The 25960-nt window shown below is 63.7% G+C and carries 27 protein-coding genes and 1 pseudogene; 3 read left to right on the top strand and 25 right to left on the bottom strand.

The genetic code is table 11. The annotated features are described in order from the left end of the window. Positions 1-62: 62 nt before the first annotated feature. The 21 genes and pseudogenes from B2828_RS06945 to B2828_RS06845 all read right to left on the bottom strand — a co-directional run. Positions 63-566, bottom strand: a pseudogene (locus B2828_RS06945) (response regulator); the annotation flags it as partial. After that, positions 563-1606 carry a chemotaxis-specific protein-glutamate methyltransferase CheB gene (gene cheB / locus B2828_RS06940; protein WP_479632976.1) on the bottom strand — a complete coding sequence of 348 codons (1044 nt, stop codon included), beginning with the start codon at positions 1604-1606 and terminating at the stop codon, positions 563-565. The pseudogene B2828_RS06945 and the gene cheB, both read right to left, overlap by 4 nt. A 54-nt stretch (positions 1607-1660) precedes the next feature. Next, the gene (locus B2828_RS06935) at positions 1661-3985 is read right to left on the bottom strand and encodes a hybrid sensor histidine kinase/response regulator (RefSeq protein ID WP_479632975.1); all 2325 of its coding nucleotides are present in this window, start codon (positions 3983-3985) and stop codon (positions 1661-1663) included. A gap of 41 nt (positions 3986-4026) precedes the next feature. Beyond that, a complete protein-coding gene (locus tag B2828_RS06930; RefSeq protein WP_479632974.1) occupies positions 4027-4752 on the bottom strand; it encodes a chemotaxis protein CheW in 726 nt (241 codons plus the stop codon). Further along, a complete protein-coding gene (locus B2828_RS06925) occupies positions 4752-6041 on the bottom strand; it encodes a CheR family methyltransferase (protein ID WP_479632973.1) in 1290 nt (429 codons plus the stop codon). The genes B2828_RS06930 and B2828_RS06925 overlap by 1 nt, the downstream gene beginning before the upstream one ends. Positions 6042-6047: 6 nt before the next feature. After that, positions 6048-6509, bottom strand: a complete 462-nt coding sequence (locus B2828_RS06920) for a chemotaxis protein CheW (protein WP_479632972.1) — start codon at positions 6507-6509, stop codon at positions 6048-6050. Positions 6510-6543: 34 nt separating this feature from the next. Then, positions 6544-8040: a HAMP domain-containing methyl-accepting chemotaxis protein gene (locus B2828_RS06915; protein ID WP_479632971.1), complete on the bottom strand. Its 1497-nt coding sequence runs from the start codon at positions 8038-8040 to the stop codon at positions 6544-6546. Between the two features lie 243 nt (positions 8041-8283). After that, positions 8284-9207, bottom strand: a complete 924-nt coding sequence (locus B2828_RS06910; RefSeq protein WP_479632970.1) for a lactate/malate dehydrogenase family protein — start codon at positions 9205-9207, stop codon at positions 8284-8286. 7 nt (positions 9208-9214) lie between these two features. Further along, positions 9215-10297, bottom strand: a complete 1083-nt coding sequence (locus tag B2828_RS06905) for a class II aldolase/adducin family protein (protein ID WP_479632969.1) — start codon at positions 10295-10297, stop codon at positions 9215-9217. Continuing rightward, the gene (locus B2828_RS06900) at positions 10294-10578 is read right to left on the bottom strand and encodes a EutN/CcmL family microcompartment protein (protein WP_479632968.1); all 285 of its coding nucleotides are present in this window, start codon (positions 10576-10578) and stop codon (positions 10294-10296) included. The genes B2828_RS06905 and B2828_RS06900 overlap by 4 nt, the downstream gene beginning before the upstream one ends. After that, on the bottom strand, positions 10575-10844 hold the full coding sequence (locus B2828_RS06895) for a EutN/CcmL family microcompartment protein (protein ID WP_479632967.1): 270 nt from the start codon (positions 10842-10844) through the stop codon (positions 10575-10577). The genes B2828_RS06900 and B2828_RS06895 overlap by 4 nt, the downstream gene beginning before the upstream one ends. A 37-nt stretch (positions 10845-10881) precedes the next feature. Next, on the bottom strand, positions 10882-12318 hold the full coding sequence (locus B2828_RS06890) for an aldehyde dehydrogenase family protein (RefSeq protein ID WP_479632966.1): 1437 nt from the start codon (positions 12316-12318) through the stop codon (positions 10882-10884). A 50-nt stretch (positions 12319-12368) separates the two neighbouring features. Then, positions 12369-12677, bottom strand: coding sequence for a EutN/CcmL family microcompartment protein (locus B2828_RS06885; RefSeq protein WP_479632965.1), 309 nt, complete (start codon positions 12675-12677; stop codon positions 12369-12371). After that, positions 12677-12958 (bottom strand): BMC domain-containing protein, encoded by a 282-nt coding sequence (locus B2828_RS06880; RefSeq protein ID WP_479632964.1) that lies wholly within the window; start codon positions 12956-12958, stop codon positions 12677-12679. Before B2828_RS06880 ends, B2828_RS06885 begins: the two co-directional genes overlap by 1 nt. A 34-nt stretch (positions 12959-12992) precedes the next feature. Further along, positions 12993-14180 (bottom strand): acetate/propionate family kinase, encoded by a 1188-nt coding sequence (locus tag B2828_RS06875; protein ID WP_479632963.1) that lies wholly within the window; start codon positions 14178-14180, stop codon positions 12993-12995. Between the two features lie 34 nt (positions 14181-14214). Beyond that, the gene (locus B2828_RS06870) at positions 14215-14517 is read right to left on the bottom strand and encodes a BMC domain-containing protein (RefSeq protein ID WP_479632962.1); all 303 of its coding nucleotides are present in this window, start codon (positions 14515-14517) and stop codon (positions 14215-14217) included. 31 nt (positions 14518-14548) lie between these two features. Further along, positions 14549-14818, bottom strand: coding sequence for a BMC domain-containing protein (locus B2828_RS06865; RefSeq protein ID WP_479632961.1), 270 nt, complete (start codon positions 14816-14818; stop codon positions 14549-14551). Positions 14819-14850: 32 nt separating this feature from the next. Next, a complete protein-coding gene (gene pduL / locus B2828_RS06860) occupies positions 14851-15531 on the bottom strand; it encodes a phosphate propanoyltransferase (protein WP_479632960.1) in 681 nt (226 codons plus the stop codon). Positions 15532-15698: 167 nt separating this feature from the next. Next, positions 15699-16505: a type III pantothenate kinase gene (locus tag B2828_RS06855; RefSeq protein ID WP_479632959.1), complete on the bottom strand. Its 807-nt coding sequence runs from the start codon at positions 16503-16505 to the stop codon at positions 15699-15701. A 37-nt stretch (positions 16506-16542) separates the two neighbouring features. After that, positions 16543-17448 carry a gluzincin family metallopeptidase gene (locus tag B2828_RS06850; RefSeq protein ID WP_479632958.1) on the bottom strand — a complete coding sequence of 302 codons (906 nt, stop codon included), beginning with the start codon at positions 17446-17448 and terminating at the stop codon, positions 16543-16545. After that, on the bottom strand, positions 17445-17912 hold the full coding sequence (locus B2828_RS06845) for a hypothetical protein (RefSeq protein WP_479632957.1): 468 nt from the start codon (positions 17910-17912) through the stop codon (positions 17445-17447). Before B2828_RS06845 ends, B2828_RS06850 begins: the two co-directional genes overlap by 4 nt. 144 nt (positions 17913-18056) lie before the next feature. On the opposite strand from B2828_RS06845, the gene B2828_RS06840 reads away from it, so the two are divergent. The 3 genes from B2828_RS06840 to B2828_RS06830 all read left to right on the top strand — a co-directional run bounded on the left by B2828_RS06840 (position 18057) and on the right by B2828_RS06830 (position 21526). Then, positions 18057-18590, top strand: a complete 534-nt coding sequence (locus B2828_RS06840; RefSeq protein ID WP_479632956.1) for an REP-associated tyrosine transposase — start codon at positions 18057-18059, stop codon at positions 18588-18590. Between the two features lie 142 nt (positions 18591-18732). Further along, positions 18733-21084, top strand: coding sequence for a Tex family protein (locus B2828_RS06835; RefSeq protein WP_479632955.1), 2352 nt, complete (start codon positions 18733-18735; stop codon positions 21082-21084). Between the two features lie 70 nt (positions 21085-21154). Further along, on the top strand, positions 21155-21526 hold the full coding sequence (locus tag B2828_RS06830) for a hypothetical protein (protein ID WP_479632954.1): 372 nt from the start codon (positions 21155-21157) through the stop codon (positions 21524-21526). A gap of 24 nt (positions 21527-21550) precedes the next feature. Here B2828_RS06830 and B2828_RS06825 read toward each other — a convergent pair whose 3' ends face one another. The 4 genes from B2828_RS06825 to ftsH all read right to left on the bottom strand — a co-directional run bounded on the left by B2828_RS06825 (position 21551) and on the right by ftsH (position 25917). Further along, positions 21551-21712, bottom strand: coding sequence for a hypothetical protein (locus B2828_RS06825; RefSeq protein ID WP_479632953.1), 162 nt, complete (start codon positions 21710-21712; stop codon positions 21551-21553). A gap of 39 nt (positions 21713-21751) precedes the next feature. Next, positions 21752-22636 carry a polyprenyl synthetase family protein gene (locus B2828_RS06820; RefSeq protein WP_479632952.1) on the bottom strand — a complete coding sequence of 295 codons (885 nt, stop codon included), beginning with the start codon at positions 22634-22636 and terminating at the stop codon, positions 21752-21754. Between the two features lie 52 nt (positions 22637-22688). Beyond that, entirely contained in the window at positions 22689-23765 is a 1077-nt protein-coding gene (locus B2828_RS06815) for a sensor histidine kinase (protein WP_479632951.1), read from the bottom strand. A gap of 118 nt (positions 23766-23883) precedes the next feature. Beyond that, positions 23884-25917 (bottom strand): ATP-dependent zinc metalloprotease FtsH, encoded by a 2034-nt coding sequence (gene ftsH / locus B2828_RS06810; protein WP_479632950.1) that lies wholly within the window; start codon positions 25915-25917, stop codon positions 23884-23886. Positions 25918-25960 lie beyond the last annotated feature (43 nt).

The raw sequence follows: 25960 nt of genomic DNA, 5'->3' as shown, positions 1-25960 counted from the left end.
GAACAACAGATCGGCAGGAGTCCACGCAGTTCCTTGACCTCGGCGAAGGCTTTTTTCAGCTCGTCGTTCATCAACGAAAGTTCGGTATTTTTACGCACCAGCTCCTGCTGGCTTTTGCGCAGGGCCTTGTAGGCGTCCTCGCGCTGGAGCAGATTGAGGTAGGCGCGCGAATGGTAGCGGATACGCGCCCGCAACTCGATCACATCGGGTAGCTTGACCAGATAATCGTTCGCCCCCCGCGCAAAGGCGTCGCTCTTGGTCTGCGCCTCCTCCTCGGCGGAAAGGACGACGATGGGGGTCTCGGCCGTGGCCGGGTTTTCGCGAAAGCGCCTCAGGAGGGTGAGGCCGTCGATCTGCGGCATGACGAGATCGAGCAAGATCACGGTCGGCTTGATCTGGTTGGCCAGCGCGAGGGCTTCCCTGGGGTCCGGGCAGTAGTGCAGATCAATGTCTTCCTGACCCGCCAGGGCGCGCGCCACGGCGTCGCCGACAAAGGTTTGGTCGTCCACCAGCAGCACCAGGGCGTAGTAGGACTCCGGCAATTCGTGATCAGGTTTGGGCTTCATAGGGAATGGGTTGCGGGCTTGGACGCCGCCGAGCAGCGTTTGCAGAGGGCGGCGGAAATATCGGAAAGCGGGAGGACTTCGATCGCGGCCCCTTCCTCGAAGGCCGCCTTGGGCATTCCGTAAACGGCGCACGTCTCGCGGTTCTGGGCGATGGTGTGGAAGCCCGCGTTGCGCAGGCGCTTGAGCCCCTTGGCCCCGTCGCGCCCCATGCCCGTCAAAATCACGCCAATGACCGGCCCGCGCCAGCGGCAGGCCACGCTTTCGAAGAAAACATCCACCGAGGGGAGGTAAAACGCGTCCTTCGGCTCGCAGCAGTAGCCGAGCCGCCGGGAACCGGTCAGGACCAGATGCTCGCTGCGACCCGCCAGCAGGACTTCGCCGGGGGTCGGGACATCGCCCTCCACGGCCACGCGCACTTTGAGCGCGGTCTGGCCCTTGAGCCAGGAGGCGAGCGAGGCGGCGAACTGCTCGTCGACATGCTGAACGATGACGATGGGCGACGGGAACTGCGGCGGCAGTTTGCCGAGCACCTCGGCCAGGGCGGAAGGCCCCCCGGCGGACGCGCCGATGACGACCAGCGGCGGCTGGGTCTCCCGTTTACCCGAAGGCGGCTCGGGCGGGGCACACGGCTTGCGGCGCTCCTTGAGGCCGAGGAGCCCCTGCATCGAGTCGAGCTTCTGGAGCAGCGGTTCGCTTACCTTTTCGAGATTCCCCTCGCCCGGCGACGGCGTATCCACGGCATCCAGGGCACCCACGCCCATGGCTTCAAAAACCATGCGGGCGTTTTCGTTGACGCTACAGGTGACGACCAGAATGGCACACGGGCAGCGGGTCATGATTTCCCGGGTGGCCTGCACGCCGTTCATCCTGGGCATGATCAGATCCATCAGGATCAGGTCGGGCGTATCGGTGAGGCACTCGGCCACCGCCTCCACGCCATCATGGGCAACCCACGCGATCTCGTACTCCCCACGCGACAGGACAGCCCGGCGGAGAGCTTCCGCGGCGATTGGCACGTCGTTGACGATGGCGATGCGCATGGTAAAAAATGATATTTTAGAGCATTATCCCGAATCCCTTACAGCGGCATTTTTCTACGGTTCCCCGATTAAGTCGAGGATTCCGTTAAGCAAGGTTTCGTCGTGGAAGCTCCCTTTGGTCAGGTAGTAATCGGCCCCGGCCTCCAGGCCCCGGTTGCGGTCCTCGGGGCGGTCTTTGTAGGATACGATCATCACCGGGAGGGTCTTGAGCCGGGCGTCGCTCTTGATGAGCCGGACGAGCTCGATGCCGTCCAGGCGCGGCATATCGATGTCGGTAATGACGAGGTCGAAGCCCTGGGTGCGCACGGCGTTCCAGCCGTCCATGCCGTCGATGGAGACCTCCACGTCGTACCCGGCGTTGCCGACGAGCTTGCGCTCCAGTTCGCGCACGGTGAGCGAATCGTCCACGACGAGCACCCGCTTGCGGCGGCGGCCGGTCGGCGCGGCCCCGCCCACCTGCATTTGCTCCAGGCGGCCTTCGGAAACCAGCAGCTCGATGGAGCGCATGACGTCGTCGACGTCCAGGATCAGCGCAGCGGATCCGTCGGGCATGAGCGCGCCCGCGGTGATGTCTTTGATTTTGCCCAGGCGCTCGTCGAGCCGCTGCACGACCAGCTCGCGTTCGCCCAAAAAGCGATCAACGACGAGGCCGTAGCGCAGGGAACGGTCGCCCAGGATAACGACGGAGATTTCCTCCCCGGCGGCCGGGCGCGGTTTGCCAAAAATCTGCGCGGCAGAGACGAGCCCCACGCGCTGCCCATCGAAGGGGACGTGCTCGCGACCCTCCAGAACCTCGATCCGCTCCCGGGGCACCTGGAGCGTCCGGGCCAGGCGGGCCAGGGCGATGGCGTACGGTTCGCCCGCGATCTCCACGAGCAGAAAGCGCATCACCGAGAGGGTCAGCGGCAACTGGAGCTGGAAGCGCGTCCCCCCACCCTCGCTGTTGTGAAGCCGGATGCTGCCGCCGACTTCCTTGACCATGTTCTGCACGACATCGAGCCCCACGCCGCGCCCGGAAATGTCGGTGACTTCATCGCGCAGCGAGAAGCCGGGCAGGAAGAGGAAATCGAGCAGTTCCTCGTCGCTCATGCTGGCGGCGACGTCGGCCGTGGTGTGCCTGCGGGCCACCACCTGGCGGCGGACTTCGTCCATGGCGATGCCCGCGCCGTCGTCCTCAATGGAAATGGAAAGGAGCCCGGCCACGTGGTGGGCCTGGAGGCGGATGTGGCCCTTGCGGTGCTTGCCAGCCAGCACGCGCAAGGCGGGCCGCTCGATACCGTGGTCGACGGCGTTGCGAAGCAGGTGGCCCAGGGGTGCCTCGAGGCGCTCTAGAACGTCGCGGTCGATCTGGGTGGCCTCGCCCTCGATCTCCAGGTCCACTTCTTTGCTGAGCTGCCGGGCCAAGTCGCGCACCATCCGGCGGAAGCCCTGCACGCCGTCGGCGAACGGGCGCATCCGGCTGGAAAGTACTTCGCGGTAGAGCCGGTGCGAAAGGCTGGCCGAGCGGCGGGTGTAGAGTTCGAGTTCGCCGTGGCGGTCGCCCAGGGCCCGCACGCACGCGGCGGCCTGCTGCTGCACCGAGCCGAACCGCGCGAGAATTTCCTCGTTCTGCCCCACGAGCGCCTCGCGCAGGCCCTCCAGGGTCTCGGAGAGTTTCGATTGCTGGCGCTTGAGCCGCAGGAGCGACTCGGCGTAGGGCGAGAGCCAGCGCGACTCCACCAGGGCCTCCCCGGCGAGCCCCAGCAACCGGTTCAGGTTGGCCGCGCCGACACGCAGCACGCGCTCGTCGGCCTTCGCTGCGGCCGGTGCGGCGGGGGCCGGGGGCGGGGGCGTTCCGGCAACGGGCTTCTCTTCTTTGCGAGCTGGTTTCGCTTTGCGCTTGGGTGGCGCGGCGGGGGCGGGAATGAGGACAGGGGCTGCGGGCTCCGGCAAAACGGGGGCGGGCGCAGGCTCTTGCGCGACCACCGGCTCGGCGGCGGCGATTGCGTTGATCTGCAAGACGGCCTGCTCGACTTCGCCCGCGTTTTCTTTGCTCCAGGAGGTAAATTTCTTCTCGGGCGTCTGGGCGATGCGGGTCAGGAGATCGACGCTTTTGAGCAGCACGTCCACGGCCTCCTCGCCAAGGCGCGTCCTGCCGTTTTGCGCGGCTACGAAGCAGTCCTCCATGGCGTGGGCCACCTTCACGGCGGCAGCCAGGCCGACGATCCGCGCCGCGCCCTTAAGGGAATGCGCCGCCCGCATGAGCTCCTCCAGGCGCGCGGGATCGGCCGGGTCGTGCTCAAGGGCCAGCAAATCCCGGGTCAACACCGCCGTCTGGTTTTCGGCCTCCTGGTGGAAAAGGTCGATCAGCGAAAAATTGCCAAAGTTATCGGAGCTCATCGAAAATTACGTTTACCTTGTGGAAAGGGAAAAAAGGGAGATCACGCAAGCTGGCGGCCCAACGTATAAAACAGGAGCGAGTCATCCAGGACGCCCACGGAATGGCCCTCCCACTCCAGGAGCCCCTGCGTGTAGGAATAGGTGGACTGCGAGACGGTGGAGGGGATCGGCTTCAAGTCATTGGGGTGGTAGCGCACGCCCGCGTGGACCTCGTCGACGGCAAAGACAACGCGTTCGCCCTCGCGGCCCACGACCAGCAGCCGCTCGTAGGCGTTGCGGCCCTTGGCGGCCTTGGCAGGCCCACCCCCCTCGGGGGCCTTGGAGTCCTCGACGCCCAGCAGATGCGCCAGCGAGATGCAGGTGACCAGCTCGCCCCGGATGACCGTGAGCCCGCGCACCAGCGCGCCGGAGCGGTGGGGCAGCGAATGGATGGGCCGCAGTTGCGCCACCTCCAGGAAACAGGCCGTCGGCAGCGCCAGCCACTCGGTGCCGACGCGGAAGATCACGATAGAACGCGTCCCGGCGAGCTTGGGAATGCGCGCGCGGGCGACCCGCTCGGTCCAGGATTCGCGGTAGCCCTCCGGTGCGCGGCGGTCCAGCAGCCGGGCGGCGGCGCCGTGGAATACCTCGCAGTTGAGGCAGCGAATGTGGGTGGGCAACTCCTTGCAGCTCTTGTCGCCAAACACGCCGATGCGGTTCCAGCAATCGTCCACGACCAGGCGATCGGGCTCTGCAACGGGCTCTGGGTTAGGATGGGACGGGTTCATCAAAAGAATTCCAAGGGAGTGGGTGACTGCGGCGGCGCTTTACGGGCCCGCACCCGGAGGGCGCGCTCCTCAAGCAGCCGGGCGGCCTTGATCATGCCCCTCTGCTTTTCAAGCAAGGCGAGCTGAACCAAAGCTTCCTCGTGATCGGGCTCAATATAAAGCGTTTTCCGGTAGTACTCCTCGGCCTGCGCTTCATTACCCGCCCCTTCCTCGATCAATGCGAGCAAATAATAGGCACGTGCCGAGGGGCCCCCTGCCTCCAGCGCGGCGAGGCTGGCGGCGCGGGCTTTCTCAAACTGCCCCTGGTCGGCCAGTTGTTGCGCCTGGAGGAGCGGTTCCGGTTTCGGGGCCGCCGCCGGGGCCGCCTTTTTAGGCGCGAGCAGCGCGGGCTTGGGCGGGACGGCCACGGTCACCTGCGCGGCGAATGTCCTGCGGAGCTGCGGCGGGACGAGGGTGGACTTCGGGCGTTTTTCTTTTTTGACCTTGGTGGCCTTCCGAAAGGCAAAGGCCATCGGCATGGGCACCGGTTCGAAACCGAAGTCCCGCGCCAGGCTGCCCTCGGCATGGCCTAGGAAAACCACCCCGTCCGGAGCAAGAAGGTGGTTGATCTGGGTCAGCACGCGGCGGCGCGATTCCCCGTCGAGGTAAATCAGGAGGTTGCGGCAGAAAATGACTTGGATCTCCCCTCCCTTGCGCTTGAGGTTGGGCTCGATGATGTTTGCCTGGCGGAAATGAACCTGCCGGATGATCTCCGGGCTCAGCCGCCAGGAGCCCTGGGCCTCTTTTTCGAAATATTTCTCGCGAAAATCGAGAGGCTGGCTGCGGAACGAGTTGCGCCCATAGAGCGCCAGCCGCGCCTTTTCCAGGGCCACGTCGCTGATGTCGAAGGCCTCCACGGAAAAGCGCTCGGCGGCCACGCCATTTTCCAGAAGCGTCATGGCGATGGAATAAGGTTCCTCGCCGCTGGCGCACGGAGCGCTTAAAATGCGCATCGCGCCAAACGAATGCGCGTCGAACCATTCGCGGGCCCATTGCGCCAGCAGTTCGTAGGACTCGTGGTCGCGGAAAAACCAGGTCTCCGGCACGACCACTTCCTCCACCAGCGCCTGAAATTCTTTGGGGGAGGTGGAGACCAAGCGCAGGTAATCCTCCTCGCTGGCCAAGCCCCGCTTGCGGCAGCGCGCCTGGACGGCCATCCCCAGCATGGAGACGCCGACGGAACGGATATTGAGCCCGATGCCCCTTAAGAGGAGCGTTTCGATCTGGCGGATGGCTTCGCTGCGAACCATGGCCATTTACAGCGCTTCGGCCGCCTCCTTCCAGAGCACGGCCCGGATTTCCGGGGTCAGGAGGCGCGCCGTCTCGATGAGCTGGATAAGCCCCCGGCGATCGCTCACCACAGGCCCCAGGTAGGGCGCATCATCGCTCCTCACTCCCGGTTCCTGGAAGTCGCGGCGATGAAAGCGGGCCGTCTCGGTAGCCCGCTCGGCCAGGAGGCCCAGGAGGCGCTCCGGGCTGGCGGGATCGCTCACCACCAGGAGGCGCGTGCTAAGGTTATCCTCTCGCGTGGGCCGCCCGAGGGCCATGGCGCAAAGATCGACGACGGGCACGGCCTGGCCATGGTAATTAAACACCCCGGCGATGCCTTGGGCGGCCTGGGGAATCCGCTTGAGCTGGACCGCCGGTTCCACCGAGACGATCCTCGGAGCGGGCAAGGCGTAACGGTCGGCACCGATCTCGAAAAGGAGGTAGAGCATGGCGATGCGGCCCGGGCAACCGGCCCCAGGGCGTTTAGGAATCCTTGGATTTAAGCTGGGAGGCGGCGGCTTGCAAGCCGTGGGCGGCTTTCATGAGCTGCTCGATGGCCTCGCTGTTCTGGCGCAGCGCCTGGGCGGATTGCTGCGCGGTGTCGCCGAGCTGCGCCAGGGCGTCGCTGATCTGCCCGGCGGCGGTGGACTGCATCTGCATCCCCTCGTTGACGGACTCGAAGCGCGGCGTAAGCGTCTGCACCTGTTGGATGATCTGCACCAGCTGTACCGTGACGCCACAAACCTCGTCGTTGCCGCGCCGAACCTCTTCGGCGAATTTGTCCATGCCCATGACCCCGGCGGATACGGCCGACTGCATTTCTTTGACCATCTGCTCGATGTCGTAGGTGGCCACGGCCGTTTGGTCGGCCAGGCGGCGGATCTCGGTGGCGACGACGGCGAAGCCCTGCCCGTACTCACCCGCTTTTTCGGCCTCGATGGCGGCGTTGAGCGAGAGGAGGTTGGTCTGGTCGGCCACTTTGTTAATGGTGGTGACCATGGAGTTGATGTTGGCGGTCTTTTCGTTGAGGATCGCGAGCTTGCCAGAGATGCTGGCCGTGGCTCCCATGATTTGCTTCATGGTCGCCTCCAGGCGCGAGAGCCCGGCCTGGCCGCCGCTGGCCAGTTCCGCAGCCTGCTCGGATACCGAGGCGACGTCGCTCATGGTCCTGCCCAAATCCTTCGTGGTGGCGGAGATTTCCTTCGCCGTCGAGCCGATCTCCACCGAGGTGGAGGCAACTTCGTTGGCGCTGGCCTGCTGCTCTTTCAGCGTGGCGGCCATTTCGGTGGCGCTGCTGTTGACCTGGATGAGGGACATCATGAGGTTCCTGAGGGTCGCGCCGAGCATCCGGATGACCATCCAGGCGGCCCCAACGCCCAGCAAAAAGCTCAAGGCGCTGCCGCCAAAGACGACCCACTTGGTTTCGTTCACCGCCTTGGGAATTTCAGCAAGGTTCTTTTTCGCGTCAACGTGGTCGGCCTCCTGCAGCCGGTCGAGCTCGTCGATGTACGCCTTGAGCGCGGGAGAGACTTTATCCTGATAAAAGCCGAGAATCTCTTTGGAGCGCCCCTGCTCATCCATGCGTACCATTTCGTTGCGCGCCGCGAGGTAAGCCTCCCGCCGTTCGATGGCTTTGCTGAATGTATTCTCCTCCGTGGTTCCCCTGGCGACCAGCGCCCGCCGTTGCTCGACGAGGGCGGAGTTTTCCTTGGAGCTTTCGTCCATCAACGCCTTAAAGCGCGCCTTCACGGCGGGGTCGCTGGCGTAAACGTAGCCCAGGACTTCGTTGTCATTCTCCAGCGTGTGGAGGAGGATCTGCCCGGTGATATAGAGGCTGGGAACATGGTCGCGGTCCACTTCCGTCGCCTGTTCCTGGATCTTCCCCAGCCGGAAAAAGGTGAAAAGGCAGATGATCGCCGAGACCAGGATTACGAACGCAAACCCGAAGCTTACAACTTTTTGGGCTGTCCAGTGTTTCATAGATGGAAATGAGCAGGTGACACCACCGAGGCCGTCAGATTGGGGGGCTCCGGAGTTTTCTGATCCTTAGGCGAGCTTCCCGCCGATGTCACGCGCTGATTTCGAGGCTACGCACAAATACGCTCTATGCCCGCCGGGCCGCTTGAGGGCCAGCGAGTTACAAAAACCCCACCCTATCCGCAAAAAAAAGGGGGATGGCTCCCCCATCGGAACCATCCCCACATAAGCCCGTCGCGAATTCTGTTATTGGATCTTCGCCCGGGTATCCTTAAGCGCCTTCGCGGAGGATTGCAGGCCTTGCAATTCCTTCGGCCAGAGGTCGACTTCGACGTGGCTGACCACGCCGCCCCGGCCCAGGACCGTTGGCACGCTCAGGCAGACGTCGCGGATGCCGTAGGCTCCGTTGACTTTGCTCGATACCGGGAGGATCCGGCGGCCGTCGAGGGCGATGGTGTCGATGACTTCGCGAATAGCCACGCCGACGGCGTAGCCCGCGCCTCCCTTACGGGAAATCACTTCGGCGCCGCTCTTCTGCGTGCGCTCGAAAATCTTGTTGGCAAACTGCGGGGTAACGCCCGGGAACTTCAAGAGCGGCAGGCCGTCGACCGTGGCCGAGGACCAGATGGGCACCATGGAGTCGCCATGTTCGCCGAGGATCAGGGCGCGCACCTGGGAGGGGGCGAGCTTGAGCTCCGCGGCGATAAGCGAGCAGAACCGGGCGGTGTCGAGCGCGGTGCCGAGGCCGATGACCTGGCTGACCGGCAGCCCGAGCTGTTCAACGGCGAGTTCGGTAAGGATGTCGACCGGGTTGGAGACGACCAGCACGATGGCGCTCTGCTTGAGGCCGCCCTGCTTAACGCTGGCGAGGATCGAGTTAAAGAGCGAGACGTTCCGGTTGATCAGGTCGAGCCGGGATTCGTCGGGCTTGCGGCGCAGACCGGCGGTGATGCAGATCAAGTCCGCATTGGCGCAGTCGGCGTAGGTGCCCGCGTAGATGTCCTGGTCGGCGCTAAAGGCCGCGCCATGGAGGAGGTCGAGGGCCTCGCCTTCCGCCGCCGCCTGGTTGGCGTCGAGCATGACGATTTCCTTGACCACACCCGATTGCTGAAGAGCAAAGGCGGCGCAGGAACCGACGCGTCCGCCGCCACCGATAATCACGACTTTCATGGGAGGTTTATTTAGAGAGGGATTTGACGATTTCTTCGGTCACTTTCTGGATAAGCGCCTCGAGTTCGGCCGGGGCCGGTTGCTCGTTGGACTGCTTGTTCCACGGGGTGACGGGCGAGGAGCAGCCGTGCTGGCCGCAAACTTCCGCCCACGGGTCGATCTCGGCGAGCTGCGCGGGCTTGAGGTCGTAGCGGTCGTCGGGCAGGCCGATGCCTTTCTTGAGCTTCAAGAGTTCGCTCATTCCCTCGCCGGGGATGCAGGCTCCGCCAGGCAGCGACTGGGCGAGGATGATCGTCCGGCAGTAGGCGTCGGTAATCTCCATCTTGAAGTAAGCGTCCTCGACGCTCTTGCCCCAGGTGATGACGCCGTGGTTGCCCATGATGATGGACTGGTGCTGCGGGGCGCGCTGGAAGATGACGTCGGCCATTTCCGGGCTGCCGGGGGTCATGTACGGTGCGTAAGCGATGGTGCCGACGAAGACTTCCAGCTCGGGGATGAGGCGCGGAGGAGGCGTGAGGCCCTTGATGGCGAACGCTCCGGCGTTGCACGGGTGAGCGTGGCAGACGGACTTGGCCTCGGGCGTGGCCTTGTAGATGGCCGCGTGGCTCATGAATTCGCTGGTGCGCTTCCATGTTCCGGCGAGTTGCTTGCCGTTGCCGTCGACCATGCAGAGCATGTCGGGGGTCATGAAGCCTTTGCTGACGCCGGTGGGCGTGCAGATGTAGCGATCCGCGCCAAGGCGGGCGGAGATGTTGCCGCCGTTGCCATCGCAGTATTCGCGCATCCAGATACGGCGGCCCATTTCGCAGATTTCTTTGCGGATTTTGTCGGCTTCGGGCGAGTTCCAAAGTTGGTCGTCGTCGGGGGTTCCGGCAGCAGCGACCGGGGCGGGAGCGGAGACTGTGGGAGCGGCGGCGGGGGCTCCGGCCACGGCGGGAGCGGCTGCGCCTTCGTCAAAAACAAGCTTGACCCCGGCTTCGGTAAAAATGTCTTTCGCGCCCGGCGTCAGCCGGATGTCGCGGTTAAACCGGAATTCTTTGGCCCCGGTGGCTACGAACGCCTGAGCTTCTTTTTGGGCGAATAGTTTCATGGATTTTCAGTGTAGGAGATTTGGTCGATCAGCGCAGCGCAGTACGCATCGATGGGAGTGGGTTTGGAAAAGGGGCAGGTGGCTTCGGCGCCTTCGCTAATGGCGATGTGCATCCCGACGCCCGCGCCGAGTTGGTCGAAGACGACGATAGAGGGATCGAACGAGTCCTTTCCCTCAAAGGTGGCCTGGTTCCACGGGAGCGTGAGGAGCAGGCGCTCGCCCACGTACTTCGGGTTTTTGACAGAGAGCGTGACGCGGCCGACGACGGTTCCCATTCTCATGGCTGGGCCTCCTTTGCGTTGGGGGCGGGGTCGAGAATGGCGCAGACGGACCAGCGCGCGGGGCTGGAGGGGTCGTGCAACAGCGTGCGGGCTTCGCTGCCGTCGCTGGTCATGAGCACCCGGGCCCCGAGGCCCGCGCCGAGCGGATCGACGACGATCTGCGGCGCGCCGCCCCCCTCCGGAACCGCAATCAGGAGCGTCTGGCCCGTGAAGCTCGGATGCTTCACGGTCGCCGTAGCGTTCCCGTGGATGATGGCGGTTTTCATTTTGGAGAGAGAGAGGAGGGCTTGCGAGCGCTTTTGCCTAGAACATGTTGAGGTTGTTGACCATCACGCAGCGCCGCGAACGGGTGAACGTCATCGGGGTGGTGATGCCCTCGCCGGTCGGCGTGGCGATGGAGAAGCTCAGGAAGCCTTCGCCGCCCAGGCCCAGGCCGCAGGTGCACGGGCCGTTCTTGACGAAGAGGGTCGTGTTCACTTCCTGCGCCATTTTGGTGAGGTTGGCGATGTCCTTGGAGTGCATGATCGCCGTGTGGCGGTAGTTATGCTCGGTGCGGATGGCGGCGTCGATGCCCGCGTCCACGTTGGCGACGCGAACGATGGGCAAAAACGGCATCATCTGCTCTTCCTGGACGAATAGGTGGGCCTCGTCGGTCTCGCCGAAGAGGAGCTGCGTGCAGGCAGGCACTTCGAGGCCGATGGCCTTGGCGAGCACCGCTGCGTCTTTGCCGATGAAATCTTTGTTAACGACTTGGTGCGCACAGCCGCCCGCTTTGGCGGGGATGGTGGTGAAGGCGACCGCCGTAAGGGCTTCGATCTGCGCGGGCTTGAGCTGCCAGGCTCCGGCTTTGCGCAGGGCTTCGATGAATTTGTCGGCGACGGACTCGACGACGAACACCTGTTTCTCGCCGCAGCAGAGGAGGTTGTTGTCGAAGGAGGCGCCCGCGATGATCGACTTGGCGGCGTTGTTGAGGTCGGCGGTTTCGTCAACGACCACCGGCGGATTGCCGGGACCGGCGCAGATGGCGCGCTTGCCGCTGGCCATGGCGGCCTTGACGACGGCGGGGCCGCCGGTGACGCACAGGAGCCGCACCAGCGGATGCTTGGTCATGATGTCGAAGCTTTCCAGCGTCGGCTTGATGACGGTGGTGAGCAGATCGGAGATGCCGATGGCCTTGAAGATGGCTTCGTTATAGGCCCGGATGGCCACGGCGGCGCACTTGGCGGCGTTCGGGTGGGTGTTGTAGACCACTGCGTTGCCCGCTGCGATCATGTTGATCGCGTTGCCCGTGAGGGTCGGCACGCTGTGGGTAGAGGGGGTGATGGCCCCGATGACGCCCCACGGCGCACAGTCGATGATGGTGAGGCCATCGCCGCCGCTGTAAGCCTGGTGCTCCAGGAATTCCACGCCGGGAACCAGCGGGCCGCAGCTTTGCAGCTTGGCGATCTTGTGTTCGAGCCGACCGATCTTCGTTTCGTTAAACTCGATGGTGCCCCATTCCTCGGCCTTTTCAACGCACAGACGGCGGATTTCGTCGATGGCTTTTTTCCGCCCGGCGACGCTCAATTTGTGAAGCTGCAGGTAGGAACGCTGGGCGGCTTCGATGGCATCCTCCATCTTTTCGTAGACGCCATACTGGGTGGCACTGGGTGCGCTCACCTTGGGAGCGGCTCCGTTCTGCGTCTGCAGGCGCAGGAGTACTTCGCTCACCAGTTTCGAAACGAGTTGTTCGTCAATCATTGTCTAAAATAGGGAGAAAAAAGCGGCGGCTTGGGGAAGCAAGCCCCGCCTTATTGGGCTCGATAGAGAATATTTTTGCCAAGATCGACGGTATCGACGATCCCGACCACCACCGCGTCCACGGGAGAATTCTTGTCATCGGCAGCCAGACGGGCTGAGCTGCCCTGAACGACAAGCACGACCTCACCCTCGCCCGCGCCGAGCGTATCCACGGCTACGAGCGTGCTCGAGCCGGGACGAAATTCCCGCGCCGCCGGAGAATCGACCACGAGGGGCCGGACGACGAGGAATTTGCTCCCCGTCATCTTTTCATTCTTCTTGGTGGCAACCAGGCTGCCTTCTACGCGGGCTAGGATCATTATTTAGCCTTGGGAAGGATCGCCACGAGGTCGCTGTGAGGACGGGCGATGACGTTGGCGCTGACGATTTCGCCGAGGGACTGGGCGGCGGCTTTGCCGGATTCGACGGCAGCCTTGACGGCGGCGACGTCGCCGGTGACGGCCACGGTCACGAGGGCGTTGCCGACCTGGACCATGGGGCCGACGAGTTCAACGTTGGCGGATTTGAGCATCGCGTCCGTCGCTTCGACGAGGGCGGTCAATCCGCGGGTTTCAATCATTCCGACTGCTTGTTGTGCCATAATACTGGGTAATGTAGGTTGAGCGTTTTGAGCGTTAAGCTTGGGTTTTGGAGAGTTTTTGCCAGGCGTTGCGGGCGATGATGATTTCTTCATTGGTGGGGATGACCCGCACTTCGATCTTCGAGCCGGGCGTGGAGATGACGGCTTCCTTGCCGTGGAACGTGGCGCGGTTGGCCTCCAGGTCGAGTTCCAGGCCGCAGAAGCTCAGGTCGGCGCAGATTTTCTCGCGCAGCGGGGTTTCGTTTTCGCCGATGCCTGCGGTGAAGATCAGGCAGTCCGCGCCGTTCATTTCGACGAGGAAGGAGCCGATGTATTTGCGAACGCTGGCGGCCAGGACGTCGAGGGCGATGGCGGCGTTTTCGTTGCCCGCGTTGGCGGCGGCTACGATGTCGCGGATGTCGCCTGAATCCAAGCCGGAGAGCCCTTTCAGGCCCGATTCTTTGGTGAGGACTTTTTCGACCGCGTCAATGCCGAGGCCGAGGTCGCGGGCCAGGTAGATCAACGCGAAAACGTCGATGTCGCCGACCCGGTTGTTTTGCGGCAGGCCGCTTTGCGGGGTCATACCCCAGCTGGAATTGATGGCCACGCCGTCGCGAACGCAGGCGATCGACGAGCTGCCGCCGAGGTGGCAGGAGATAAACCGGCCGGTGGAGCCGCGCAGTTCCGCCGCGCGCTGGGTGACGTAGCGGTGGCTGGCGCCATGGAAGCCGTAGCGGCGAACGCCGTACTTTTCCTCCCATTCCAGCGGGATGGGGTAGCGGCGGTTGTGGGCCGGGAGATGGTCGTAGAAGGCCGTCTCAAAAGTGCCGACGCAAGGGAGCTCCGGGTGGCAGGCGTGGAAGCTCCGAACGGCGGCGATGTAGGGCGGGTTGTGCGCGGGAAGCAAGGTATTGACCTCTTCCATGGCGCGCAGCACCGTCTCATCGAGCACCTGGGTGCCCGAGATGCCGCGCGCCATCACCGGCTTGAAGCCGACCGCGGCGAGTTGCCCGAACCCGCCGAGGATTTTTTCCACAAACGCAATGGCCGCCGAATAATCCGGGAACGCTGCGGTGCCTTTCTGCTCCGGCTCGCTGCCCAGCCGGTATTTGAAGGTCGATTCCGTGCTGCCGATGCGGTCCATGCCGCCCACGGCGAGGACGCGCTCGGAGGGCATCTCGATTAAGCGAAACTTAAACGAGGTGCTTCCGATGTTGGCTACGAGAATCTGGTTGGCGCTCACGGGGATGTTAAGAAGGTTCGGCGGTAGGTGGTAACTATTTGCCCGCGGGAGCGGCTTTCCCGGCGATGAATTTGCCGAGCTTGTAGAGGTCGTCGTGCGGACGGGGGATGACGTGAACGGCGATCACTTCGCCGAGCGAGGCGGCCGCGAGGGCTCCGGCTTCGACGGCGGCCTTGACGGCGGCGACGTCGCCACGGAAGAAGACGCTGACGTGGCCCGAGCCGACTTTTTCCCAGCCGACGAGTTCAACATTGGCGGCCTTGAGCGCGGCGTCAGTTGCTTCGAACTGCGCGACGAGGCCTTTGGTTTCGATGGTTCCGAGTGCTTGTCCAGCCATAGTAAAATGAAGGGTTAAAAAACGTTTCGGTTTAGGCGGTGAAGAACCCGAGGAGTTCGGGCGCGGGGCGCGCGATGACGTGGGCGGCCACGAGGTTGCCCGCGCGGGTGGCGGCTTGTTTTCCGGCGTCCACGGCGGCTTTGACGCTGCCGACATCACCCTTCACGATGGTGGTGATGAGACCGCCGCCGATTTGGATGGATTTGACGAGTTCGACGTTCGCCGCTTTGACCATGGCGTCACTGGCTTCCACCAGGCCCACGTAGCCGCGAGTTTCAATTAGTCCGATTGCTTCGCTCATGTTGTTATTGCGTTTGGGTTGGAGTTAAAAAATCAGTTCTTAAAGAGTTCGACTTTGTCGGCCCGGTCGAGGTTACAGGCATTGGCTTCGTCGGTGTCGATGTGGACTTCGAGCTTGAAGCTCGGGTCAACGCGCACGAGCACGTCGTCGAAGCGGGTGGTGCAGTCCCTGGCGGTGACTTTCAGCGTGATTTTGTCCAGGTGCTTGACGCCGTAGAAGGCGGCATCGGCCGGGGACATGTGCGCGTGGCGCCAGGCGCGGATGACGCCGTTTTTCATTTCAATCATCCCCTTGGGGCCCATGATGTAGCAGCCGGGGGTGTCTTTGATGTCGCCGGAGGCGCGGACCGGGATGTCGATGCCCAGCGAAATGGAATCCGTCAGCGAAAGTTCAACCTGCGTGAGGTTGCGGCAGGGGCCAAGGATGCGGAGATTCGGGATGATGCGCTTGCGCGGCCCGATCAAGGTGACGGTCTGCTGCGAGGCGAACTGGCCCTCCTGGTAGAGCCACTTATGCACGGTGAGCTGGGCTCCTTTTCCAAAGAGAGTTTCGAGATTCTCCGGGGAAATGTGCATATGGCGGGCCGAGCTGTTCACCACGAGCACGGGAGCAGGACCCTTGGGGGCGCGGCTGCCGAGCTGGCTGGAGAGGGCCTCGCGCACAAGGGCTTCAATGGAAGCGCGACAGGGGGCTGAGGGAGATTCTGCTGTCATGTTCTAGCGGTTAAAGTTGCGGAGGGGGAAATGCGAACGCGTTATATGATTGAGTTCAGTCATATCAAAATCGCGTTTTTCGTCAACGCATTTTTCGAGTTTTTTGATCGGGCTCGCGCATTAATGGAGCGTTCGCGCGAAGGGAAAAGCCCGTAAGTCGGCCCTGATTAGTCTTTTAGGTTCAGGTTCCCGATGATGCGCAGGCCTTCCAAGGTCAATGACGGGTGGACCTGCTGGACTTCGGGCAGCCGTTCGGCGATCAGGTCGGCGTATCCCCCAGTGGCAATGACATGGAGCAGACGGCCGATCTTCATTTCGCGCCGGATCTCCTCCAGGATTTGCCGCACCAGGCCGCGATAGCCGTAGACAGCCCCGGCAAGCATGGCCTCGACGGTGGAGCGCCCGATGGCCCGCACGGGCTCGGTCAGGTCGATGCGCGGCAGGAGGGCGGTGCGCTGGTAGAGGTAGTCGGTCATCGACTCCAGCCCTGGGGCGATGACGCCACCAACATAGGTCGGCACACGCTTGGGCGCGGAGATGATGTCGAAGGTGACGGCGGTGCCGAAGTCGATCACAATGGCCGGAGCGCCGTAGAGTGCGGCAGCCCCCGCGGCGTTGGCCAGGCGGTCCGCGCCGATGCTGGCGGGCTTGGGGTAGTCCACGGCCACGCCGAGCTTGGTTTTATGACTGATCTTGATCAAGCGCGGTTTGATGAGCCGCCGCGTCCAGGCGAGCGCGCGGATTTCCTCAAAGAACTCGACGACGGCCGCCTCGGCATCGGGCACCACGCTGGAGAGCACGACGCCTTTGAGCACCTCGCGTTTGCCAAGCGCATGGCGCAGGGCGGCAGCGGTCAGCTTGGCGGTGGGGATGCGGGCCGGTTCACCGCTCAGGGCGTCGCGGGAGGAGACGGCCAGTTTGGTAAACGAGTTGCTGATGTCGATTAAGAGATAGTCGAACACAGAGGAGGGCATCGCTTGGGTATGCCTTGGGGGGCGGGGGGCGTCAATCTTATCCCTGCGGGGCCGAAGTCCGCGCCGCGCTCTCGATATGCCTTTTGAAGGCCGTCTCCAACGCGTCAGGTGAACTCCACCGGGAGCCAAAGGCCGTGCTTAGAGCCGAAGAAAACGGCATGCCTCGCGCCATTTCGGTCAGCAGCTTCACAAACGGCTCTCGCCCGCCCTCGCGGCGGAAAAAGGCGCACAATGCATGGGACTCTTGGTAAAAGGACGTCACCTCCGCTTCGGGCGGGTAAGCCGTCAACGTCGTCAGGCGGTCCAGCGGCAGCCAGGAGGCGGGCAGCGGAACCCGCAGGGGAGCCACGTAGCCCCGCGCACGGTAAAAGGTGGCGTAGCCCCGGTTGGAGACCTCTTCGGCGTACCCCTCGTTGATCCAGAGCGGCAGCCGCGTCCCCACATAGCGGAACACCAGCAGGTGGGCGATTTCGTGCCCCAGCGCGTTGCCCTTCCACTTGTATTCCGGGTAGCGCGGCACGAAGAGCGCCCCGTCGATGTGCACCGCCCCCGTCCACGGTTCGAGATAGGCGTTCTGCCGAAACTGGCTCCAATCCTCCTGATTCTCGAACAGATAAACATGGACCTTCCCCTTGCCTGTCGCCGTGCCCACGCTCTGTTCGTCCACCCCCAGGTCCGAAAGGATGAAGCGGAAATAGAACTCCGCCTCTACCGAAACCGGAGCGGCGATAAACGTATTAAAAAAATGCAGCACGAAATGGGGCGTCTCGTAATGCCGCCATTCACCGGGCCGGATCTCCAACGCGCGGCGGCCGTCAACGGTGATGTTCTTATCCGAGAGCTGCTCGAATGGCACGGGGGCAAACTCCTCGGCCCGGGCGCCGCACCCGGCCAAAGCCAGCACCACTCCCAGCATGGCCGCGATGGCCCTCCGGGAGATCACCGGGAGACGCCCTCCTGGTAGCAGAGCAGAAAGACGATGATGCTACCGACGTAGCACGCCAGGCCGATGACCAGCAGGCAAATCGAAAGGGCAAAAAAGCGCGTCTTGCGATTGCGGTTGCGAACGATCCCTTCCAGCGTATCGGCGTCCGTGGCTCCCTTGAATTGCGTGGTCCAGCGAACCGAAAGCGTCTGGATGAGCGTAAAGGCGGTCGAGAGCAGCACGATGAAAATCCCCCCGGCCAGCATCCAGCGGGCGAGCGCATTGGTCGCGGCGATCTTCGGGCCCGAGAAGCCGGTGATCGTCAGCACCAAGGTGGAAAGGCTCAGCAGAAGCTGGGAACGCCCCTGGAGGACGTTGAACTGATTGGCCAGCACGTTCAGCGCCCCGGCCATGCCGGTCGGCCCGGGATGGTAGGAGAGGAGCGCCTCGACTTCTTCGCGTTCACTCAAGAGGTTGGACATCGCGGGCCAGTTTCGCCTCGTCCCGATTTTCCGGCAAGCGAAATACCCCGCGGGGACCGCCGCCGCTTCAATCTTTCTTGTTCCCAAACTCCATTTGGGAACACACTTGAACCCGCAACTCCATTGCGGCAATCTCCGAGGCTTATGCGTTCGAGGTATCGCATCCAGGAATTGGACCACGCCCACTTTGTAACCGGCACCGTTGTTGAATGGCTGCCCATTTTCACCTCATCCGCCTGCTGCGATCTACTCGTTCAGTCGTTCGAATTCTGCCGTGACCAAAAGCGCCTTCAAATTCACGGTTGGGTCATCCTGGACAGCCACTTTCACGCAATCTTGTCCGGGCCACGCCTTGCGGAGACTCTTCGGGATCTCAAACGGTTCACCTCGCGAAGCCTGATCGACAAAATCCGCGACGAAGGACGGGACTGGCTCCTGAACCAACTGGCCTTCTACCGGGCCAAATATAAAGACCACAGCGTCCATCAAGTCTGGCAGGAGGGAGCCCACCCAGAGGCTATTCTCTCCGATGAGATGATGCTCCAGAAACTGGAATATCTCCATAACAACCCCGTGAAACGAGGCATGGTCTCGGCTCCGGAGTCCTGGCGGTATTCCTCGGCCCACGAGTGGGCTACCGGGGCGGTTCCCGTGATGCGTTGCGATCCGTGGAGATAAAAAGTGGCAATGGAGTTGCCACGGCAAGGGGGTGCCCAAATGGAGTTTGGGCACGAGAAGAAAGCTTCCTCGTAAAACAAACCTCCCGCTTGAACCGCCGCCCGCGATCATGTAACACTTTCGGGCTCTCGCAAACCACTTCATGGACCCTATCTCTTCCGCACCGACCTCCCCGATCCCTCCCCGGCATCTCGAAACCATCACCCGCGAGCTCTCCCTGCAACCGCGCCAGGTCATGGCCACTGCGCTGCTCCTTAAAGAGGGCGCAACGGTTCCCTTCATCGCCCGCTACCGCAAGGAACTCACCGGCACGCTCGACGAAGTGGCCATCGCGGCCATTCGCGACCGCATGGAGAAGCTCTCGGAACTCGACTCCCGGCGCGAGGCGATCCTGAAATCCCTCGACGAGCGCAAGCTCCTCACCACCGAGCTGAAAGCCTCCATCGACAAGGCCGAGACCATCACCGCCCTGGAGGATATCTACCTCCCCTTCCGCCCGAAGAAGCGCACGCGCGGCACCATCGCCAAGGAGCAGGGCCTGGAACCGCTGGCCGATCTCCTCTTCGCCCAGGAAGCCGCCACCGATCCCCGCGCCGCCGCCGAGCCCTTCCTGGAAAAAGCCAAGACCGCCGAACCGCCGCTCGCCACCGTGGACGCCGTCCTGGCCGGAGCCCGCGACATCCTGGCCGAGCGCATCAACGACGACAAGGACGCCCGCGCCAAGCTCCGCGCCGTCTACCAGAGCGAATCGACACTTTACTCCAAGGTCTTCCCCGGCAAGGAGACCGAGGGGGCGAAGTTCAAAGACTACTTTGACTGGAACGAACCGGCCCAGAAGGCCCCCTCGCACCGCATCCTGGCCATCCGACGCGGCGAGAAGGAGGGGTTCCTGATGATGCGCATTTACCCGCCGGAACCCTCGGCGGTCGGCACGCTGGAGCCGCTTTTTGTCAAAGCGCGCAACCCGGCGGGCGACCAGGTGCGCCTGGCCGTTCAGGAGAGCTACAAGCGCCTGCTCGGGCCCGCGATGGAGACGGAAATCCGCATGGAACTCAAGCGCGCCGCCGACGAAGAGGCGATCCGCGTTTTCGCCGATAACCTGCGCGAACTGCTGCTCGCCTCGCCGCTCGGCCAAAAAAGCGTACTCGCCATCGACCCCGGCTTCCGCACCGGCTGCAAGGTGGTCGTCCTCGACGCCCAGGGCAAGCTGCTCCACCACGACGTGGTTTTCCCCGAGCAGGGGGCGCGCGCGGCGGCGGACGCAGGCGAGAAGCTGCTCGCTTTCATCAAGCATTTCAAACTCGAAGCGGTGGCCATCGGCAACGGCACGGCGGGCCGCGAAACGGAAGGCTTCCTGCGCAAGCTCGGCCTGCCGCCCTCCATCCCCATTTTGATGGTCAACGAAAGCGGCGCTTCCATCTACTCCGCCAGCGATGTGGCCCGCGAGGAATTCCCCGACCAGGACATCACCGTGCGCGGCGCGGTCTCCATTGGCCGCCGCCTCATGGACCCGCTGGCGGAATTGGTCAAAATCGATCCAAAGTCCATCGGCGTCGGTCAATATCAGCACGATGTCGATCAAACCGCGCTCAAGAAAAGCCTCGATGACGTGGTGGAAAGCAGCGTGAACAAGGTGGGCGTGGAACTCAACACAGCCTCCAAGCAACTGCTGGCCTACGTCTCCGGCATCGGGCCTTCGACGGCGGAGGCCATCGTCGCCTTCCGCAACGCCAACGGGGCCTTCAAATCCCGCCAGGAGCTGCTCAAGGTGCCCCGCCTGGGGCCCAAGGCGTTCGAGCAAGCGGCGGGCTTCCTCCGCATTCGCAATGCCGAGAATCCGCTCGACGAAAGCGCGGTGCACCCGGAGAGCTACCCCATCGTGGATGCCATGGCGCGCGACCTCGGCTGCTCGGTGCGCGACCTGATCAAGAACGAGCTTTTCCGCAAAAAAATCGCGCTCAAGAACTACGTGACGGACAAAGTCGGTCTGCCGACCTTGAACGACATCCTGGGCGAACTGGCCAAGCCGGGCCGCGACCCGCGCCAGAAGTTCGAGGCATTTTCGTTCACCGAAGGCGTGGAGAAAATCACCGACCTCAAGCCGGGCATGAAGCTGCCGGGCATCGTCACCAACGTGGCGGCGTTCGGGGCTTTCGTGGACGTCGGCGTGCACCAGGATGGGCTCGTCCACGTCAGCCAGCTTTCGGATAACTTTGTAAAAGACCCAGCGGATGTGGTGAAAGTGCAGCAGCGCGTCACCGTGACGGTGGTGGAGGTGGATCTCGAACGCAAGCGCATCGCCCTTTCCATGAAGAGCAAGCCCGACCTCACAGGCGGACGCTCCTCCGGGGGCAACGGCGGCTCCGGCGGACAGCGCGGCAACGGCGGCGGACAGCGCCCCGGTTCGCGGCCTCCGCAGGGACGCAACTCCGGCGGTGGCGGCGGCGGATTCGACTGGTTTAGCGCGGCGGTCTCGAAGGGCACAAAGCACTAGGCATTTTCATCCCACTCGCGGCATGACCTGCCTCCGATCCCTGTTCTGAACGGACAGAGGAGGAGAGGCTATGCAACAGAACGTATTTCTCGCAAGTGCGCTGGGGGCCGGGCTTTGGCTTGGGCTCGTGGCGGCGGGGCAGGCCCAGGGGCTGCAACTCAAGCCGGGCTGGAATTACGCCATCGCCTTTCCCGACAACGGAAATGGTAACGGTGGCGGCGGTCCCTCGGGCAATGGCAACGGCGCATCCGCCCAGAATCCGAACACTCCCGCAACCAAAGGCGTGGCGCTCTATAAGGTGCTCGGCGCGGCGGATCAGAACTGGTACCGCGTGCGGCCCATCGCGCGCAGCCCGCAAGGGGCCCTCATGCCGGTCCCGGGAAGCGCGGAGCTGTGGGTGAACCTCAGCTACGCGATGTGGGTGCAGGAAGTGATGCGGTAAGCGGGCGGCGGCCTGCGGATTAGCTTATCCGCCCAGGTATTCCCGGAAGCGCCACACAAGCCAGATACACAGGAGCGCCCCGGCGGCGCTGCCGAAGAGCGCCGTCCAGATGCCCACGTAATCCCCTGCCCACCAGCCGACACCTCCGCCCACATTCAGGGCGATAAAGACGTGAAACCTAGGCATGGGGGGCGCGATTTAGGGGGATGCGGCGCGAAAAGCCGATCAGTACTCCCGCTCCAGCAGGTAAGCGCCGATGGCCCGGAGCGTGTCCGCCGTTTTGCCCAGCGGCTTGAGCGCGGAGAGCGAGGCGTCCGTGAGGCGGCGGGCTTCCTTGCGGGATTTTTCCAGGCCGAGGAGCGCCGGGTAGGTGGTTTTCTGCGCGGCAACGTCCTTGCCCGCGCTTTTGCCGAGCTTCTCGCTCGTCTGGGTGACGTCCAGGATGTCGTCGATCACCTGGAAGGCTAGGCCCAAGTTTTTGCCAAACCCGGTGAGGGCCTCCAGCTTCTTGGGCGTGGCATTGGCGCTCATGCCGCCGAGGCGGATGGAGGCCGTGAGCAGCGCGGCGGTCTTGGCTTCGTGGATAAATTTCAGGTCGCGCAGCGTGGCTTTCTTCCCCTCGCCTTCGAGGTCGGCCACCTGGCCCGCGATGAGCTGGCGGCTCCCGGCGGCCTCGGCCAGTTCGCGCACGAGGGCGGCGGTGGGGTAGCGCGCGGAGCCCGCCGAGGCGGTCAGCACTTCAAAGGCCTGCGTCAAGAGCGCGTCGCCCGCCAGCACGGCGATCCCCTCGCCGTACACCTTGTGGCTCGTCGGGCGGCCCCGGCGGAAATCGTCGTTGTCCATGCAGGGGAGGTCGTCGTGGATCAGCGAATAGGTGTGCAGACACTCCACGGCGCACGCCGCGGGCAGGGCCGCCTCCAGTTCGCCGCCGCAGGCTTCAGCCGCCGCGAGGCAGAGCACGGGCCGCAGCCGCTTGCCCCCAGCAAAGAGGGAGTAGCGCATGGCCTTGTGAATCGTGGCCGGTTTGACGTTGGCTTTGGGGAGAAACCGGTCAAGCGCCCGGTCCACAACGGCGCTCCGCCCGGCGAGGTATTCCTTCAATTCGATCATGGGGCTTCATTTGAAAGAACCCCGGGCCGCTTGGCAACAAGGAACTCCGGGGTCACTTCAACTTCCGGCGTTTTTTCCGCACGGGAAGCTCCCTCCGCCCCCGGTAACAGGGGGCTTTGCAAATCATTTCGATGCCGCCGGCCTCCAGCCGCCGGAACTCCAGCCCGGCTCCGATCACCCGGCTGCGGTGGTGCATCACGGGGAATTCCCCCCGGGCCCACTCCTCCAGGTTTACGTGCGCGGGAAACGCCTCGCCATCATCCCGAACGCAAAGCGCCACGCCCTCGGGCAGCGCGGCGATGCGGATCAGCAGCCGCCGGACCCCGACGCGCCGCACGGCACTGTGGACGGCCTCCTGGACGATGCGGAAAAGGTACATGGCCGTCCGCGCGGGGACTTCCAGCCGGTCGGGAGGAGCTTGCACGGCGCAGGAAACCTTGCGCTGAAGCCCGACGAGCTCGGCCAGGTCGCGCAAGGCCTCGACGAGCCCCGCGCCCTGCTCCAGATGGGCAACGGAAAGGCTTTTCTCCAGGGTCCGAACTTCGCTGACGACCTCTTTGACCAGGCGCGTAATCTGCTTGGCAAACCGGGCCTGTTCCAGCCCCGCCTTGGCCAGTTCTTCGTAAAGGACGTTGCCTAGGAGCGAGATGCCTACGAGGTGCTGGCAGAAATTCTCCCGCAGCTCGTGGCCCAGGCGCTCTTTTTCGTGGTCGCTGGTGTCAATGATTTCCCGCTCCTCGTCGCGGGCGCGGGTCAGCTCGCGCACGATGCCAAAGACGGCATCGCCGGAACGTTTGCCTCCCTGGCAGAGGCCCTTGGTCACGCTGAAAAAGCGCACGCCTTGGGGCGAGGGCAGGACGAATTCGAACTTCCGGGGCTCGCCGTCCGTCAGGATGTCCTCGTTTTGCTCCAGCACGGCGGCGGCCAGTTCGGGCAGTTCCAGGAGCGCTGCAGGGGCCCCGTCAAGGTCCTCACCGGCCTTGCCCGCGAGCGCAGCGAATGCGGGGTTGGCGAGCTTGAATTTTCCCCTCCTGCCACACACAAAGACCGGATCCGGAATGCCTCTCAATACGGAAAGGTTTTGATTCCGCCGTTTCGGTTTCTCCGCTCTAGTGTGCTGCTCCTCCATGGGCAAATATCGCTCAAAGCCTGGAACCCGAAAGACCGCGAACGTAGGGGAATCCCCCAAATTTCACGGCCCCTTCCGGTGCCGTCGCTTTCACGAACGCCGGAGGGTTCCTCTCAGGCTATTGAGGCGCGGTTGCCGCGGAAATGCCGCCCGGGTAGTCCGGCGAGAGGGTCGTTCCCTCCTGCGGGTGGGGCGGCGGCTCCGTGCGGGGCTTCTCGACGACGCCCGGAGGCGGCGGCGGGTTCTTCATTTCACCGTATTGGATAATGTCGCGGATCTGTTCGCCGCCAAGGGTTTCGAATTCCAGAAGCGCCTTGGCGATGGCGTCGAGTTTATCGCGGTGGGAGGAGAGCAGGTCGCGGGCGCGCTCGTAAGCGCTGTCGCAGAGGTGGCGCACTTCGCGGTCGATCTCCTGGGCGGTGGACTCGGAGTAGTCGCGGCCTTTGCCGATGTCCCGGCCGAGGAAGACGTGCTCCTCGTGGCCGCCGTACTCGACCATGCCCATGCGCTCGCTCATGCCCCATTCGCAGACCATCTTGCGGGCGATGTTGGTGGCGTGCTTGATGTCGTTGCTGGCGCCGTTGGTGACGTCACCGAAGACGAGCTCCTCCGCCACGCGGCCACCCATGATGACTACCAGGCGGTCGAGCAGTTCTTTTTTGCGGTTGGTGTACTGGTCGGCCTCGGGCAGGTACATGGTAAGGCCGAGGGCCGGGCCGCGCGGGATGATGGTGACTTTGTGGAGCGGGTCCATGTTGTCGACCAGCTCGCAGAGCAGCGCATGGCCCGCTTCGTGGAAGGCGGTGTTTTCCTTCTCCTTGGCACTCATGGCGAGGCTGCGGCGTTCGCGGCCCCAGCGCACTTTGTCGCGCGCTTCTTCCAGTTCGCTGAGTGTGATCGCTTTGAGCCCCCGGCGGGCGGCCATCAGCGCCGCTTCGTTGATGACGTTGGCCAGTTCCGCACCAGAGTAGCCGGGCGTGCCGCGGGCGACGACTCCGAGATCAACGCCGTCGGCGATTTTAACCCGCTTGGCGTGGACCTTGAGGATCTGCTCGCGACCTTTGACGTCGGGGAGGTTGACGGTGATCTGCCGGTCGAAACGGCCCGGGCGCAGCAGCGCGGGGTCGAGCACGTCGGGCCGGTTGGTGGCGGCGATGATGATGACGCCCTCCTGGGTGTCGAAGCCGTCCATTTCGACGAGCAAGGCGTTCAAGGTCTGCTCGCGCTCGTCGTGACCGCCGCCCAGGCCGGTGCCACGATGGCGGCCCACGGCGTCGATTTCGTCGATGAAGATGATGCAGGGGGCGTTTTTCTTGCCCTGCTCGAACATGTCGCGCACGCGGCTGGCGCCGACGCCGACGAACATTTCGACGAAGTCTGAACCGGAGATCGAGAAGAAGGGGACGTCGGCCTCGCCTGCAATGGCGCGCGCCAGCAGCGTTTTACCGGTGCCGGGAGGGCCCACCAGCAGGACGCCCTTGGGAATGCGGCCGCCGAGTTTCTGGAATTTCTTCGGGTCTTTGAGGAATTCGACGAGTTCCTCGACTTCGTCCTTGGCTTCCTCGACCCCGGCGACGTCTTTAAAGGTGATGCGGTTCTTGTCGCGCGAAAGCATCCGGGCCTTGCTCTTGCCGAAGCTCATGGCCCCCTTGCCCGCCATGCGGATCTGCTGGCGGAAGAGGAAGTAGAGCACGACCATGATGAGGAGCACGGGCAGGAAGGCCGCCACGGGCGAGCTCATGAAGCTGTTGCCGCCCTTGATGTCGACTTTGTAGCCGGCGTCGTTGAGGTCCTGCATCAGGTTGGACTGGAACTTGGCGGAAATTTCGGTGCGGAACTGGGACACGCCCTTGTGCTTGGCCGGGTCGGCATACTCGCCGATGAGCCACTGGGTGGGCTTGTCGCCTTCGTCCAGGATCTGGAGCGCGGTCGATTTCTTGACCTGGTTCTCGGTCTTGAGGGCCTCGAACTTGTCCCAGGTGATGGTATCGGGCGCGCCGCCGGGGGTCCGCCCGAGGACGACGAAGCCGACCATGGCGATGGCCGCAATGATGAGGAGCAAGCCCTTCCAGTTGAAACTGGGTTCGGAGTTATTGCCGTTGGGGTCGCGCGGAGGCCGCTCTTTAGGATTTCTTGAGTCAAACTGAGCCATATAGGTCCCACCGTGTCGGAACGCCATTGCCCCGCAAGGTGCG

It is taken from the genome of Spartobacteria bacterium UBA695, assembly GCA_002298145.1.
Taxonomy (GTDB): Bacteria; Verrucomicrobiota; Verrucomicrobiia; order Chthoniobacterales; family Chthoniobacteraceae; genus UBA695.
This window is presented reverse-complemented; position numbering and strand designations above follow the sequence as displayed.